Genomic DNA, 14,476 nt, shown 5'->3' on the forward strand with positions numbered 1-14,476 from the left:
CCAAGACTATCTCGCCAAGGGGGAGTTTCGCCATGCGTGCACTGTTGGTCACCGGCTCACTGCTGCTGGTTTCTGCCTGTTCAACCCTGCCCGACCCGGACCCGAACCTGGCCTGGGTCGATCTCACACCCTACGACGAAGCTTCGCTGGACGCGAAGCAGGTGGATGAGCGCGACTGGGCCGACACGCGCTATTTCGAAGTCCCTCCTGGCAGCCACGAGCTGACCGTGCGCTATCAGTTCCCGGTCACGCCGAGCAATATCGGCCCGGTCGACGAGCCATTGTGGCGTGATTGCCAGGTCAAGCTGACCTTCAAGGACTTCAACGCCGGGCAGCGCTACCAGCTGCAGGCCGGCAGTATCGGCTTCCGCCCATGGATCAAGCTGTACGACCACCAGCAGAAACTGGTCGGGCAGGGCTTGCCAGCAGGTTGCCAACGCACCTGAACCGCACAAACGGCGCTATGCTTGTAACTTGTGTATCGCGAGTGGGAGTTTTGCCATGCGCCAGCCCATGATGCTGATCGCCCTCAGTGCACTGGGGGCTTGCGCCAGCCCCTTGCCGCCCGTCGACCCCGCCAAGGCCTGGGTCGACCTCTACACCGTTACCCCTGGCCGCCTGCTCATGGCCGACCGCCTCGACGGCCAGCGCCTGGAGGATGGCCGCTACTTCCAGCTGACCCCTGGCAAGCATGAACTGGTGGTCCGGTTCGATTATGAAATCTATGCCGGCGGCATGCTCACCAGCCCCAAGGATCGGACCTGCTACCTGACCGTGCGCTTCGACGACTTCAAGGCCGGCGAGCGCTATCGCCTGGAAGCGCGGGCACCGGTGATGGACCCGCAGGTGCTGCTGTACGACGCCAGCCGCAAGGTGCTGGTGAACGAGCCGAGCGACGTGTTCTGCATCCCGTGATGCATCGGGGCCGCAGTGCGGCCCCAATCGTTCAACGGTCGTTCTTCTGGTAAATGATCTTCTTCGTCCCGCCATCACAGGTGCCGACGATCATGTTCTGATCCTTGACCTCACTGTTGGGCACGATTTCCAGAGTGTAGGACGTCACACCCTGGGCCTGGATCTTGGCTTCGATCTCGGCCTTGAGTTCTTCGCACGGTTTCACCGCCGCCAATGCAGAAGTGGCCATAAGCGAAGCCAGCACGGCGATTGCTACGCGAATCATGGAACGGCTCCTGGCAAGGCAGCTACGCTGCCGACGCTGTTTAGACTACAGCAAACCGTCGCCGTTGCGCCGCCTAGCCCACCAAGGCAGCGTCCAGGCTGATCTTCGCGTTGAGCACCTTCGACACCGGGCAACCGGCCTTGGCCTTGTTGGCGATTTCGAGGAACTGCGCCTCGCTGGCCCCCGGCACCTTCGCCTTGAGGATCAGGTGCACGGCGGTGATGGCAAAGCCGTCGGGCTGTTTGTCCAGCGTGACTTCGGCAATGGTATCGATGCGGTCTGCGGTGAACCCTGCCTCACCGAGCATCATCGACAGCGCCATCGAGAAGCAGCCGGCATGGGCCGCGCCGATCAGCTCTTCCGGGTTGGTCCCGGGCGATCCCTCGAAACGAGTGTTGAAACCGTAGGGGTTCTGCTTGAGTGCGCCGCTTTCGGTGGAAAGCAGGCCTTTGCCATCCTTCAGGCCACCTTGCCAGATCGCCGATGCTGTCTTTTTCATGATGCCTCCTGGTCGTAGGTTACTTACCTGCACGTTCGAGGTCAGCGTCCTGCGGCAAGTTCAGAGCAATCGCACAGAGAGCATTGAATCCTTGGAATCTGCCCATACAGAGTTCACAAGGCCTCCGGGCCAACCACCCTTGCGGAGGCTCCAATGACGCAGCTGCGTGACCTGAAAATTTCCACCCTCGACCTGGTGCCGGTGCGCGCCGACAAAGGCCCGGCGCAATCGCTGCACAACTCGCTGGACCTGGCCCGCCATGTCGAGCGGTTTGGCTACAACCGCTTCTGGGTTGCCGAACACCACAATATGGACGGCATCGCCAGCTCGGCCACCTCGGTACTGATCGGCTACCTGGCCGGTGGTACGTCGACCATTCGCGTCGGCTCCGGCGGCATCATGCTGCCCAACCATGCGCCGCTGGTGATCGCCGAGCAGTTCGGCACATTGGCCAGCCTGTATCCGGGGCGTATCGACCTGGGTTTGGGCCGCGCGCCTGGCTCCGACCAGATGACCGCCTACGCCCTGCGCCGTGACCGCGCCGGCAGCGCCGATGACTTTCCGGATGATGTCGAGGAGCTGTCGCGCTACCTCGGCCCACGCACCGATGATCAAAAAGTGATCGCCGTACCCGGCCACGACACTGACGTGCCCCTGTGGCTGCTCGGTTCCAGCCTGTTCAGCGCCCAACTGGCCGGCATGCGCGGCATGCCGTACGCCTTTGCCTCGCACTTCGCCCCGCGCTACATGCATGAGGCGATCCGCATCTATCGCGACCATTTCAAGCCGTCCACCACGCTGGACAAGCCCTACGTGATGCTGGGAATTCCGATGGTGGTGGCGGAAACCGACGAAAAGGCCGAATACCTGGCGACCTCGGTGTACCAGCGCATTCTGGCGCTGATCCGTGGCCAGAGCCTGATGCAAAAGCCGCCTGTGCCGAGCATGGACGGGCTATGGCTGCCCCATGAGCGCGATGCCGTGGGGAGTTTCCTGGGCCTGGCGATGATAGGCAGCCCGCAGAAGGTACGAGCCAAGGTGGAAGTGCTGCTGGAGCAGACCGGAGCGGATGAGCTGATCTTTACCTGTGATCTGTATGAGCATGCGGACCGGATTCGGTCCTATGAGCTGATGGCGCAGGCCCTGAAGGCCGAGTGACCTTCTTCGCGGGCAAGCCCGCGAAGAGTCCAACGCATCAACCACGGCGGTAGACAATCTCCTTGCTACCGCCCTCACAGGTACCAATCACTTTGCCAGCCGGTTCGCCCTTGTTGACGATTTCCAGCTTGTAGCCCTTCACACCCTTGGCATCGAGCTTCGAGGCGATCTCGGCCTTAAGCTCCTCGCAGGGTTTGCCGGCAGCCATCGCCCCACCGGCCAGCACCATCAAACCCACCGCCAGCAACAGTTTCTTCATCGATCGCATTCCTTGTACAGATGAGAAAAGACCAGAAGGGCGCCGCCAAGGCGCCCTCCGGTGTTATAACGCCATCACGCCAGGCTATTCCAGCCCGGGAATGTTTCAGCTGTTGGCGATACGGAAGCCAACCTTCAGCGTGACCTGAAAGTGCGCCGCCTTGTTGTCGCGGATATGGCCACGGGTATCGACCACTTCGAACCACTCCAGGTGCTTGATGCTCTTGCCGGCTTCGGCCAGGGCATTGTTGATCGCTTCTTCGATGCTGGTGTGGGACGAACCCACCAGCTCGATCTTCTTGTACGTGTGATGATCGGTCATGAGCGCTCTCCTTGGGTGACAGTGAGATTGAGCCTAGCAGCGCAAGCTCGGTTTACCTGCGAGCCGTCACCCTTCGGTAAAGTTCGATCGCACTTTCCCGCAGCCTGGGGGTCGCAATCCTTACAGTCCATACTGCAAAAGGAGAGTCAACATGCACCGCAACTCGCTGCGTAAAACGTCCCTGGAAAGCATGGAAGCGGAGATCGAAAGCCTCCTGAAAAGCCTGGAGAACCTGAAGCACGATGCCTCCGAGGAAACCCAGAAGTCAGTGAAGGCGATGCGCAGCAACGCCGAAAGCGCGCTGCGCCATTCGCGCAGCCTGATCAGCGATGCCTATGAGGAAGTAAAAGAGCGCACCCGCCAGACCGGCATCGCCACCCGCGATTACGCCCAGGAGCACCCGTACACCACCGCAGGCGTTGCCATTGGCGCGCTGGGCCTGCTGGCGGCATACCTGCTGTGCAAGCGCAACTAAGCGCTCTGCCTGGCCAGCTCGGCGCGTAGCCACTGCGCCAGTTGCTCGGCGCGCCCGTCTGCGGCGCGTCGAGGCACCCACAACGCCAGTGCGGCAGGGGTCGGCGAAAAGCCCCACGGCGCACTCAGGCGCCCCGCTCGCAAGTCGTCGGCAACCAGGGGTTGTGGCGCGATCGCGACACCCAGGCCGGCAACTGCGGCCTCCAACAAGTAATACAGATGCTCGAACGCCTGGCCGTACTGCAATGAGCCTGCCTCCAACCCTTGTTCTGTCGCCCAGGTTGGCCAAGCCTGCGGGCGTGAGGTGGTGTGCAGCAGGGCTTCGTCCAGCAGGGCCTTGGCGGGGGCTGCCTGCAAGCGGTCGAAGCCGGCGAAGTGCGGGCTCAGCACCGGGCCGATACGCTCTTGCGCCAGCACGTGGACCTGCATGTCCGCAGGCCATGGCGGTTCGGCATACACCAGCAACGCATCCAGCCCGGGCCGGCGCGGGTCGAGGTCGCCTTCACCCGCTGACAGGTGCAGGCGCAGTTCGGGCAGGTCAGCCTTCAAGCGCCCCAACCGGGGGATGAACCAACGCGCCAGCAGGCTGCCGGAACACCCCAGCACGAACGGCGCCTCGCTCACATCCCGGCTCAACTCGGCGCACACACTGCGCAGGCGGTCGAACGCCTCGCCGCTGGCGTCACGCAGACGAGTGCCGGCATCTGTGAGTTTGATGCCGCGCCCGTCCTTGACGAACAGGGCCACGCCCAGGTGCTCTTCAAGCACCTTGATCTGCCGGCTGACCGCGCCATGGGTGACATGCAGCGCTTCGGCCGCCTGGCTGACGCTGTTGAGCCTGGCAGTGGCCTCGAAGGCCCGCAGGGCATTGAGGGGAGGGAGGTCGTGAGCCATTGTACCTGTGAGTTTTTCTGACAAGTTTGCGCAATCTTATCGGTTTTCAGCCGGCCTTGCCGTGGTTAGAGTAAAGCCCATCACTCATCCATTACGCCGTGGAGCGCCCCATGACCCAGTCCCAATACCGTCCCGGCCCCGACGCCAATGGCCTGTTCGGCTCGTTCGGCGGCCGCTACGTGGCCGAAACCCTGATGCCGCTGGTGCTGGACCTGGCCCGCGAATACGAAGCAGCCAAGGCCGACCCCAAGTTCCTCGAAGAACTGGCCTACTTCCAGCGCGACTACATCGGCCGCCCGAACCCGCTGTACTTCGCCGAGCGCCTGACCGAACACTGCGGCGGCGCGAAAATCTTCTTCAAGCGTGAAGAGCTCAACCACACCGGCGCGCACAAGGTGAACAACTGCATCGGCCAGGTGCTGCTGGCCAAGCGCATGGGCAAGAAGCGCCTGATCGCTGAAACCGGCGCCGGCATGCACGGCGTGGCCACCGCCACTGTCGCTGCGCGCTTCGGCCTGCCTTGCGTGATCTATATGGGCGCCACCGACATCGAACGCCAGCAGGCCAACGTGTTCCGCATGAAGCTGCTGGGCGCCGAGATCGTCCCGGTCACTGCCGGCACCGGCACCCTGAAAGACGCCATGAACGAAGCCCTGCGCGACTGGGTCACCAACGTCGACGACACCTTCTACCTGATCGGCACCGTGGCCGGCCCGCACCCGTACCCGGCGATGGTCCGCGACTTCCAGTCGATCATCGGCAAAGAAACCCGCGCCCAGTTGCAAGAAAAGGAAGGCCGCCTGCCAGACAGCCTTATCGCCTGCGTCGGCGGTGGCTCCAACGCCATGGGCCTGTTCCATGAGTTCCTCGAAGAACCGAGCGTGCAGATCATCGGCGTCGAAGCTGGCGGCCACGGCGTGCACACCGACAAGCACGCTGCCAGCCTGAACGGCGGCGTACCGGGCGTGCTGCACGGCAACCGCACCTACCTGCTGCAGGACGAAGACGGCCAGATCACCGACGCCCACTCGATTTCCGCCGGCCTCGACTACCCGGGCATTGGCCCCGAGCACGCCTACCTGCACGAAGTGAAGCGCGTCGAGTACGTCAGCATCACCGATGACGAAGCACTGGATGCGTTCCACGCCACCTGCCGCCTGGAAGGTATCATCCCGGCCCTGGAAAGCTCCCACGCCCTGGCCGAAGCGATCAAGCGCGCACCGAACCTGCCCAAGGACCACCTGATGGTGATCTGCCTGTCCGGCCGCGGCGACAAAGACATGCAAACCGTGATGAACCACATGGCAGCCCAGGAGAAACAGGCATGAGCCGTCTTGAACAACGCTTCGCCGAACTGAAGGCCGAAGGCCGCTCCGCGCTGGTCACCTTCGTCACCGCTGGCGACCCGGGCTATGACGCTTCGCTGCAGATCCTCAAGGGCCTGCCGGCAGCCGGCGCCGATGTGATCGAACTGGGCATGCCGTTCACCGACCCGATGGCCGATGGCGTGGCTATCCAGCTCGCCACCCTGCGCGCCCTGGAAGCCGGCCAGACCCTGGCCAAGACCCTGCAGATGGTTCGCGAATTCCGTGTGGATAACCACACCACGCCAATCGTGCTGATGGGTTACTACAACCCGATCCACCGCTTCGGTGTGGATAAGTTCGTTGCCGAAGCCAAGCAAGCAGGCGTCGATGGCTTGATCATCGTTGACCTGCCGCCAGAGCACGACGCCGAGCTGGCCACCCCGGCCCAGGCTGCAGGCATCGACTTCATCCGCCTGACCACCCCGACCACCGACGATGCGCGCCTGCCGCGCGTACTGGAGCGCAGCTCCGGATTCGTCTATTACGTGTCGGTGGCGGGCGTGACCGGTGCCGGTTCCGCAACTACCGAGCACGTGACCGAGGCAATTGCCCGCCTGCGTCGGCATACCGACCTGCCGATCAGCGTTGGTTTCGGTATTCGTACACCGGAACAGGCCGCCGCCATCGCCCGCTTGGCCGATGGTGTGGTGGTGGGTTCGGCGCTGGTCGACAAGATTGCCCAGGCCAAGGATGCCGGTCAGGCAGTGAGCGATGTATTGAGCCTGTGCTCGGCACTGGCTGAAGGCGTGCGCGGCGCCCGCCGCTAAACCGCGTCGCCTGCTTCGCGGGCACGCCCGCTCCCACAGGCACAGCGCCGTCCATGTGGGAGCGGGCGTGCCCGCGAAGAGGCCAGCACAGGCTATCGCGGTCTACCCTCCGAAGATCGACAGCTTCAAAGGCCGCACAGCCCCCATCCAGATTGCATGATCCCGGTGATCCGCCAGCTCATCCCCGGTCAGCGGATGTAGAAACACCACCAAGCCCTTCCGATACAGCGCCAACCAAGGCAACACCACCCCCACGAACTCCGGCTCGAAAGCCAGCTGACAGCTCCAGTCCGGGTGCGGTCCGACCGGTTTCTGGTGCATGCGCCCCATGGTCACGGGAAACAGCCGCGCCGCTTCCTCGCAAAGCTCACGGGCCTGCTCGATAGTGGATGCGTCGTAGTACACGTGGGCGTGGTAACCCTTGATCCTCTGCACGATAACTCCTGATTGCGGTCCAACGATCACCCCACCTGCAAAGGGAGTGATGCGGTGAAAAATGCCGAAACCCCAGTGTTCAAACTGGTGTTGTTCGGGGCTGAAAGCAGCCTGGGCAATGCCCTGATGAGCGAGCTGCTGGCGCGCCAGCACGAGGTCATTGCGGTGGTCGCCGACCTCAACCGCCATGCGCCACGCCCTGGCCTGCATTTCAAGATAGGCGGGCTGGACGATGCCGACCAGGCGGAGCAGGGTGCGGCAGGGGGCTCGGCGGTGATTTCCTTGCTGGCGCCGGGTGATCTGGCGGCGCAGGCGCGGGCGAGCGAAGCGCTGCTGGCCGGGCTGGCCCGCACGACTATACGCCGGCTGTTGCTGGTGGGCGATTTCGATGTGCTGAATGTGCCAGGGAAGTACAGCGAGGTAGAGCGGGAATGGGTTGATCAGGTGGTCGACGGGCTGCAGCGCAGTACATTGCGCTGGACGCTGATCAACATGCCGCCAGCGCTTGCCGAAGAGGGCTTGGCACGTGTAGCAGCGGGGATGGTGGATATGCTGGAACTGGACCTGCACCGGGGCGAGCATCTGAACTTCGTGGTCTAGATTGCCGGGGCTGCAAAGCGGCCCCAAAAATCTTACAGGCTGCGTTCTTGCTCCAGCCAATCCACAAACCGCTCGATCAACGCCCCACGCCGCTTGCGCGGCGGCAGCACCACGTAATAGCCCCGCGCCGAGCGCAAACTGCCCTCCAGCGGCCGGCACAGCAACCCCTGCTCAACCAGTCCATCCACCAGGTGCCCCCAGCCAATCGCCACCCCTTGCCCGGCAATCGCCGCCTGAATCAACAAGGTGTAGTTATCGAATCGCAGCTGCCCCGGCGGAGGTGGGCTGGCCACGCCAAACCCGCGAAAAACCCCCGCCCAGTCAAACCAGCGGCTAGCCTGCTCACCGCGCAAATGGAGCAACGGCAATCGTTGCAAAGCCACGGCTGACAACGGTTTGCCATGAATCAGCCGCGGGCTGCAAACCGGAAAAACCTCCTCGTCGAACAGCCACCGGCTCTCGCCCTGATGGAAGCGCCCATCCCCAAACAGCACCGCCACATCGATATCCGGGCGCAGCATCCCCTGGCTGCGCTCACCGGTCACCAGGCTCACGTCCACCTGTGGATAAGCCTCGTGGAAGCGCTGCAGCCGTGGCATCAGCCAGAACGCCGCGAAGGCAAAGTCGGTGGCCACCTGCAGCACTTCACGCTGGCCGCGACCACTGGCCTGGGCAATGCCGTCATCCATCGCCTGCAGACCTTGGTGCACCTGCTCGAACAGCAGCTGGCCCGCCTCGGTCAGCTCGATGCCACGGTAGATCCGGTCGAACAGGCGCGTGCCCAGCTGCGCCTCCAGGCGCTTCACCTGCTGGCTCACCGCAGGCTGAGTGGTACCCAGCTCCAATGCCGCTGCGGTAAAGCCACGCAAACGGGCCGCAGCCTCGAATACGCGCAACGCATCCAGCGACAACTCGGCAAGGTGATCAAACATAAGCTCAGCTAATCCCAGACATTGCCCGCCATGGGCTTTACCCATGTTATCCACAGTCGCATCTTGATAGGCAAGCGGTTCGCATAACCCTCAACGATGGAAGCCACCATGACGCGCCCGAATATCCTGTTCATCATGGCCGACCAGATGGCCGCGCCCTTGCTGCCAATCTATGGCCCTTCGCCGATCCAGATGCCCCACCTGAGCCGCCTCGCCGAGCAGTCAGTGGTGTTCGATTCGGCCTACTGCAACAGCCCACTGTGTGCCCCGTCACGCTTCACCCTGGTCAGCGGGCAACTGCCAAGCCGTATCGGCGCCTACGACAACGCAGCCGATTTCCCCGCCGACGTGCCGACTTATGCACACTACCTGCGCCGCCTTGGCTACCGCACCGCGCTGTCGGGCAAGATGCACTTCTGCGGGCCAGACCAGCTGCACGGCTACGAGGAGCGCCTGACCAGCGACATCTACCCCGCTGACTACGGTTGGGCGGTGAACTGGGATGAGCCGGACGTGCGCCCGAGCTGGTACCACAACATGTCCTCGGTGCTGCAGGCCGGGCCCTGCGTGCGCACCAACCAGCTGGACTTCGACGAGGAGGTCGTGTTCAAGGCGCGCCAGTACCTCTACGACCACGTGCGCGAAAACGATGGCCGGCCGTTCTGCCTGACCGTGTCCATGACGCACCCGCACGACCCGTACACCATCCCCAAACGCTACTGGGATCGCTATGAGGCTGTGGATATCCCCATGCCCCGCGCCGAATTCAGCCAGGCAGAACTCGACCCCCACTCGCAACGCCTGCTCAAGGTCTACGACCTGTGGAACAAGCCACTGCCTGTGGACAAGATCCGTGACGCCCGCCGCGCCTACTTCGGCGCCTGCAGCTACATCGATGACAACATCGGCCAACTGCTGCAGACCCTGGAGGAGTGCAACCTGACCGACAACACCCTGATCGTGTTCTCCGGCGACCATGGCGACATGCTGGGCGAGCGTGGGCTCTGGTACAAGATGCACTGGTTCGAGATGTCGGCACGCGTCCCGCTGCTGGTGCACGCGCCTAAACATTTCGCCGCAAGCAGAATCAGCGCCTCGGTATCTACCTGCGATTTGCTGCCGACCCTTGTCGAACTGGCCGGCGGCGCTGTGGATAACCATCTGCACCTGGACGGCCGCTCACTGCTTGGCCACCTGCAAGGGCAGGGCGGCCACGACGAGGTCATCGGCGAATACATGGCCGAAGGTACCGTCGGCCCGCTGATGATGATTCGCAGAGGGCCATACAAATTCGTGTACAGCGAAGACGACCCTTGCCTACTCTATGACCTGAGCCGCGACCCGCACGAGCGGGAGAATCTCACCGGCAGCCCGGATCACCAGGCGCTGCTGCAGGCATTTGTCGATGAAGCACAGCAGCGCTGGGATATTCCCGGCCTGCGCCAGCAAGTCCTCGCCAGCCAACGCCGCCGCCGCCTGGTGGCCGAGGCGCTGGCCATCGGCAAGCTGAAAAGCTGGGACCACCAACCGCTGGTGGACGCCAGCCAACAGTACATGCGCAACCATATCGATCTCGACGACCTCGAGCGCAAGGCACGTTATCCACAGCCCGCCCCCATGGATTGAGAAGAGAGGCCGCCATGCACAAGTTCTCCACCGTCGTATTCGCCCTGGCTCTTGCCACCACCACGGCCCACGCTGCCGACGGCGACGCACAATGCAGCACCGTGAAGATGGCCGACCCCGGCTGGAGCGACATCGCCTCGACCAACGCCGTCGCCCGGCTGCTGCTGGAAAGCCTGGGCTACCAGGTGAAGATCGACAGCCTGGCGGTACCAATCATCTACGGCGGCCTCAAGGACGGCCGGGTCGATGCCTTCCTCGGCAACTGGATGCCGGCGCAGCAAGGCTTCCATGACAAGTTCATCGCCAATGGCGATGTGCAGCAGCTGTCGCGCAACCTGGAAGGCACCGAATTCACCCTGGCGGTACCGGATTACGTATGGAATGCCGGGGTGAAGGATTTTGCCGACCTGCAGAAGCACGCTGAGCAGTTCGACAAGAAGCTTTACGGCATCGGCTCCGGTGCGCCAGCGAACCTGTCGCTGAAGGAAATCATCGACAAGAACGAGTTCAACCTGGGCCAGTGGAAGCTGGTGGAGTCCAGCGAGCAGGCGATGCTGGCGCAGGTGGATCGGGCGGTGAAGAAACAGCAGTTCATCACCTTCCTCGGCTGGACGCCGCACCCGATGAACGTGAAGCTGAAGATGCACTACCTGACGGGCGGGGAGAAGTGGTTCGGCAGCAAGGGCGAGGTGTACACACTTACCCGCAAGGGTTATCCACAAGCCTGCCCGAATGCAGCGAAGCTGCTGAGTAACCTGAGTTTCACCCTGGACATGGAAAACACCATCATGGCCGAGGTTGTGGACAAGAAGATCAGCTTCGATCAGGCAGCCAAAGCTTGGGTGAAGCAGCATCCCGAACTATTGGAAAGGTGGTTGGCGGGGGTGACCACCAAGGCCGGTGGCAATGCCTTTGAGGCTGTCAAAGCCAAGCTGTGATACACGCTCCGGCATAGATCCCTGTAGGAGCGGGCTTGTCCCGCGAAGAATGCAACGCGGTGCATGGCACCGGCTTCGCCGGTGTTCGCGGGGCAAGCCCGCTCCTACAGGTATTGTGTAATGCCAGAGGAAGTCAGCCGCGAGCGAGTTGCCGGCGGAGTTCAGCAAGAACCGGCGCCGTATCCGGCCGTACCCCACGCCAGATGAAGAAGGCCTCAGCTGCCTGCTCAGCCAGCATCCCCAGCCCATCCAGCACCTTGGCCGCCCCCAGCTTCTCGGCCCACTGGCAGAACGGCGTCGGCTCCTTGCCATACATCATGTCGTAGCACACCGTGCGCCCCGCCTCGACCAGGCTGTCGGCAATCGGCGGCAACTCACCGGCCAGGCTCGCCGAGGTGGCGTTGATGATCACGTCCACCGGCTCCTGCAACCAGGCAAACCCGCTGGCCACCACCGGCCCCAGTTCATCGAACTCCCGCGCCAGCTGCTCGGCCTTCTCGACGGTACGGTTGGCAATCACCAGCGACTGTGGCTGGTGCGCCAGGATCGGCTCCAGTACGCCGCGCACGGCGCCACCGGCCCCGAGGATGAGAATGCGCTTGCCGGCCAGTTCGACCCCGGAGTTCACCGTCAGGTCGCGCACCAGGCCAGCGCCGTCGGTGTTGTCGCCCTGCAGCGTGCCGTCGGCCAGCTTGCTCAGCGTGTTCACCGCACCCGCGCGCTGGGCACGCGGGGTGAGGCTATCGCACAAGCGGTAGGCCTCTTCCTTGAACGGCACGGTGACGTTGCCACCGTTGCCTTGCTTGAAGAAGCCGCGCGCGCAATCGCTGAACTCGTCCAGCGGCGCCAGCAAGGTGGCATATTCCAGGTCCTGGCCGGTCTGCTCGGCGAACAGGCGGTGGATCAGCGGCGACTTGCTGTGGCCGATGGGATTACCGAAAACAACGTACTGGTCCATGGCGATTCCTTGTTTATCCACAGGTTTACTGGCCGAGCCAGTCGCGGTCCTGCAAGAAGTATTCGGTCAGGCGCGCTTCCTCGCTGCCGGGCGCGGCCTTCCAGTCGTAGCCCCAACGCACTTGTGGCGGCAGCGACATGAGGATCGACTCGGTACGGCCACCGGACTGCAGGCCGAACAGGGTGCCACGGTCGTAGACCAGGTTGAACTCGACGTAGCGGCCGCGACGGTATTCCTGGAACTCGCGCTGCTGCGGGGTGAAGGGGGTGTTTTTGCGGCGCTGGACGATCGGCAGGTAGGCCTCGACGTAGGCATCGCCGATGGCACGCAGGAATGCGAAGCAGGTGTCGAAGTCCCACTCGTTCAGGTCATCGAAGAACAGCCCGCCAATGCCACGCGGCTCGCCGCGGTGTTTGATGTGGAAGTAGCGGTCGCACCAGGCCTTGTAGCGCGGGTACACATCAGCGCCGAACGGCGCGCAGGCCTGCTCGGCCACGCGGTGCCAATGGATGCAATCTTCTTCGTTGCCGTAATAGGGGGTCAGGTCGAAGCCACCGCCGAACCACCAGACTGCCTCTTCACCTTCCTTTTCGGCGATGAAGAAACGCACATTGGCGTGGGACGTCGGCACATGCGGGTTGTGCGGGTGGATCACCAGCGACACGCCCAGAGCCTCGAAGCCACGGCCCGCGAGTTCTGGGCGGTGGGCGCTGGCCGATGGCGGCAGGCCGGCGCCGAACACGTGGGAGAAGTTGACCCCGCCTTTCTCGATCAGCTTGCCATCCCCGATCACCCGCGTACGGCCCCCGCCACCGGCTTCGCGCACCCAGGCGTCCTCGACGAAGCGGGCGCCGCCGTCTTCGGCTTCGAGGGCAGAGCAGATGCGGTCTTGCAGGTTGAGCAGGTAGGCTTTCACGGCCTCGGTGCGGCTAGTCATCGGGTCACCAGGAACGGGCAGGGAAGAATTCGCCGCGTAGCATACCACCGCCGGTGCGCGCGCCGCAGTTGACGGCGATCAAGCAAAGGCGTCCGATAGAAGGCCTTTTCCCGATCCCGACAACAGGAGTGCGAGATGGCCAAGCGTATCCAGTTCAGCCAGCATGGCGGCCCGGAAGTGCTGCAGCTTGTGGAATTCGACCCCGCCCCACCCGGGCCGCAGCAGGTGCGTGTGCGTAACCATGCGATAGGCCTGAACTTCATCGACACGTACTTCCGCAGCGGGCTGTATGCGCCGCCATCCTTGCCCTCTGGCCTGGGTACCGAGGCGGCGGGCGTGGTCGAGGCAGTGGGCGAGGGCGTGACCCGGCTGAAGGTCGGCGACCGCGTGGCCCATGCCGGCGGCCCCCTGGGCGCCTACAGCGAGGTGCATACGCTGCCGGAGGCCAACCTGGTCAAGCTGCCCGACAACATCAGCTTCGAGCAGGCGGCAGCGGTGATGCTCAAGGGGCTGACCGTGCAGTACCTGCTAAAACAGACCTATGAAGTGAAAGCGGGCGACGTGATCCTATTCCACGCCGCAGCGGGTGGTGTCGGTTCGCTGGCCTGCCAGTGGGCCAAGGCCCTGGGCGCCAAGCTGATCGGCACCGTGAGCTCCGCCGAGAAGGCCGAGCGGGCCAAGGCGCTGGGGGCGTGGGCAACCATCGACTATAGCCGCGAAGACGTGGCCAAGCGGGTGCTGGAGCTGACCGATGGCAAGAAGTGCCCGGTGGTGTATGACGGCGTCGGTGCCGACACCTGGCTGACCTCGCTGGACTGCCTGCAGCCGCGCGGGTTGATGGTGAGCTTCGGTAATTCCTCGGGGGCGGTTAGCGGGGTGAACCTGGGGATTTTGTCGCAGAAGGGGTCGCTGTATGTGACCCGGCCGACCTTGGCGACCTATGCCAACAATGCCGAGAACACCCAGGCCATGGCGGATGACCTGTTTGCGATGATTGGTAGTGGGAAGCTGATTGTGGATATCCAGCAAAGGTATCCGCTGAGTGAGGCGGCGAAGGCGCAAGAAGAGTTGTCAGCGCGCAGGACGGTGGGGTCTACGGTTTTGTTGCCTTGATCCTGGCTGGAGATTACG

The 14,476-nt window shown here is 63.5% G+C and carries 19 protein-coding genes; 10 read left to right on the forward strand and 9 right to left on the reverse strand.

The window, feature by feature from the left end; genetic code table 11:
* The first annotated feature begins 32 nt into the window (after positions 1 to 32).
* Positions 33 to 446, forward strand: coding sequence for a hypothetical protein (locus tag C2H86_RS11610; protein ID WP_110639490.1), 414 nt, complete (start codon positions 33 to 35; stop codon positions 444 to 446).
* Between the two features lie 55 nt (positions 447 to 501).
* Entirely contained in the window at positions 502 to 915 is a 414-nt protein-coding gene (locus C2H86_RS11615) for a hypothetical protein (protein ID WP_159412662.1), read from the forward strand.
* A gap of 31 nt (positions 916 to 946) precedes the next feature.
* Here the strand turns inward: C2H86_RS11615 and C2H86_RS11620 are convergent, their stop codons facing one another.
* Both C2H86_RS11620 and C2H86_RS11625 read right to left on the reverse strand, forming a co-directional pair.
* Positions 947 to 1,180, reverse strand: coding sequence for a DUF1161 domain-containing protein (locus tag C2H86_RS11620; protein WP_159412663.1), 234 nt, complete (start codon positions 1,178 to 1,180; stop codon positions 947 to 949).
* Between the two features lie 73 nt (positions 1,181 to 1,253).
* Entirely contained in the window at positions 1,254 to 1,679 is a 426-nt protein-coding gene (locus C2H86_RS11625; protein ID WP_103448356.1) for an OsmC family protein, read from the reverse strand.
* A 153-nt stretch (positions 1,680 to 1,832) separates the two neighbouring features.
* Between C2H86_RS11625 and C2H86_RS11630 the strand changes: the two genes are divergently transcribed.
* Positions 1,833 to 2,837, forward strand: coding sequence for an LLM class flavin-dependent oxidoreductase (locus C2H86_RS11630; RefSeq protein ID WP_103448357.1), 1,005 nt, complete (start codon positions 1,833 to 1,835; stop codon positions 2,835 to 2,837).
* Between the two features lie 37 nt (positions 2,838 to 2,874).
* On the opposite strand, the gene C2H86_RS11635 is transcribed toward C2H86_RS11630, so the two are convergent.
* Together C2H86_RS11635 and C2H86_RS11640 are read right to left on the reverse strand one after the other, a co-directional pair.
* The gene (locus tag C2H86_RS11635) at positions 2,875 to 3,096 is read right to left on the reverse strand and encodes a DUF1161 domain-containing protein (protein WP_159412664.1); all 222 of its coding nucleotides are present in this window, start codon (positions 3,094 to 3,096) and stop codon (positions 2,875 to 2,877) included.
* A gap of 105 nt (positions 3,097 to 3,201) precedes the next feature.
* Positions 3,202 to 3,417 carry a dodecin gene (locus C2H86_RS11640; RefSeq protein WP_103448359.1) on the reverse strand — a complete coding sequence of 72 codons (216 nt, stop codon included), beginning with the start codon at positions 3,415 to 3,417 and terminating at the stop codon, positions 3,202 to 3,204.
* Between the two features lie 151 nt (positions 3,418 to 3,568).
* On the opposite strand from C2H86_RS11640, the gene C2H86_RS11645 reads away from it, so the two are divergent.
* Positions 3,569 to 3,892 carry a DUF883 family protein gene (locus C2H86_RS11645; protein ID WP_027917148.1) on the forward strand — a complete coding sequence of 108 codons (324 nt, stop codon included), beginning with the start codon at positions 3,569 to 3,571 and terminating at the stop codon, positions 3,890 to 3,892.
* Here the strand turns inward: C2H86_RS11645 and C2H86_RS11650 are convergent.
* A complete protein-coding gene (locus tag C2H86_RS11650; protein ID WP_159412665.1) occupies positions 3,889 to 4,785 on the reverse strand; it encodes a LysR family transcriptional regulator in 897 nt (298 codons plus the stop codon). The two genes, C2H86_RS11645 and C2H86_RS11650, sit on opposite strands and share 4 nt — an antisense overlap.
* A 110-nt stretch (positions 4,786 to 4,895) precedes the next feature.
* Between C2H86_RS11650 and trpB the strand changes: the two genes are divergently transcribed.
* The gene (trpB, locus tag C2H86_RS11655) at positions 4,896 to 6,113 is read left to right on the forward strand and encodes a tryptophan synthase subunit beta (protein WP_085676592.1); all 1,218 of its coding nucleotides are present in this window, start codon (positions 4,896 to 4,898) and stop codon (positions 6,111 to 6,113) included.
* Positions 6,110 to 6,919: a tryptophan synthase subunit alpha gene (gene trpA, locus C2H86_RS11660; protein ID WP_159412666.1), complete on the forward strand. Its 810-nt coding sequence runs from the start codon at positions 6,110 to 6,112 to the stop codon at positions 6,917 to 6,919. The genes trpB and trpA overlap by 4 nt, the downstream gene beginning before the upstream one ends.
* Before the next feature lie 102 nt (positions 6,920 to 7,021).
* On the opposite strand, the gene C2H86_RS11665 is transcribed toward trpA, so the two are convergent.
* On the reverse strand, positions 7,022 to 7,354 hold the full coding sequence (locus tag C2H86_RS11665; protein WP_110638934.1) for a DOPA 4,5-dioxygenase family protein: 333 nt from the start codon (positions 7,352 to 7,354) through the stop codon (positions 7,022 to 7,024).
* Between the two features lie 54 nt (positions 7,355 to 7,408).
* On the opposite strand from C2H86_RS11665, the gene C2H86_RS11670 reads away from it, so the two are divergent.
* The gene (locus tag C2H86_RS11670) at positions 7,409 to 7,954 is read left to right on the forward strand and encodes an NAD(P)H-binding protein (RefSeq protein WP_159412667.1); all 546 of its coding nucleotides are present in this window, start codon (positions 7,409 to 7,411) and stop codon (positions 7,952 to 7,954) included.
* Between the two features lie 32 nt (positions 7,955 to 7,986).
* Here C2H86_RS11670 and C2H86_RS11675 read toward each other — a convergent pair whose 3' ends face one another.
* Positions 7,987 to 8,886, reverse strand: coding sequence for a choline sulfate utilization transcriptional regulator (locus C2H86_RS11675; protein WP_110638932.1), 900 nt, complete (start codon positions 8,884 to 8,886; stop codon positions 7,987 to 7,989).
* Between the two features lie 108 nt (positions 8,887 to 8,994).
* Here C2H86_RS11675 and betC point away from each other — a divergent pair, with 108 nt between their 5' ends.
* Together betC and choX are read left to right on the forward strand one after the other, a co-directional pair.
* Positions 8,995 to 10,512, forward strand: a complete 1,518-nt coding sequence (gene betC / locus C2H86_RS11680; protein WP_159412668.1) for a choline-sulfatase — start codon at positions 8,995 to 8,997, stop codon at positions 10,510 to 10,512.
* 14 nt (positions 10,513 to 10,526) lie between these two features.
* Positions 10,527 to 11,450 carry a choline ABC transporter substrate-binding protein gene (gene choX / locus C2H86_RS11685; RefSeq protein WP_159412669.1) on the forward strand — a complete coding sequence of 308 codons (924 nt, stop codon included), beginning with the start codon at positions 10,527 to 10,529 and terminating at the stop codon, positions 11,448 to 11,450.
* 133 nt (positions 11,451 to 11,583) lie between these two features.
* On the opposite strand, the gene aroE is transcribed toward choX, so the two are convergent.
* A complete protein-coding gene (aroE, locus tag C2H86_RS11690) occupies positions 11,584 to 12,408 on the reverse strand; it encodes a shikimate dehydrogenase (protein ID WP_159412670.1) in 825 nt (274 codons plus the stop codon).
* A gap of 25 nt (positions 12,409 to 12,433) precedes the next feature.
* Positions 12,434 to 13,345 carry an oxygen-dependent coproporphyrinogen oxidase gene (hemF, locus tag C2H86_RS11695; protein WP_159412671.1) on the reverse strand — a complete coding sequence of 304 codons (912 nt, stop codon included), beginning with the start codon at positions 13,343 to 13,345 and terminating at the stop codon, positions 12,434 to 12,436.
* A gap of 135 nt (positions 13,346 to 13,480) precedes the next feature.
* Between hemF and C2H86_RS11700 the strand changes: the two genes are divergently transcribed.
* Entirely contained in the window at positions 13,481 to 14,458 is a 978-nt protein-coding gene (locus C2H86_RS11700) for an NADPH:quinone reductase (RefSeq protein WP_159412672.1), read from the forward strand.
* The last annotated feature ends 18 nt before the right edge of the window (positions 14,459 to 14,476 follow it).

The organism is Pseudomonas putida (assembly GCF_009883635.2).
GTDB lineage: Bacteria > Pseudomonadota > Gammaproteobacteria > Pseudomonadales > Pseudomonadaceae > Aquipseudomonas > Aquipseudomonas putida_W.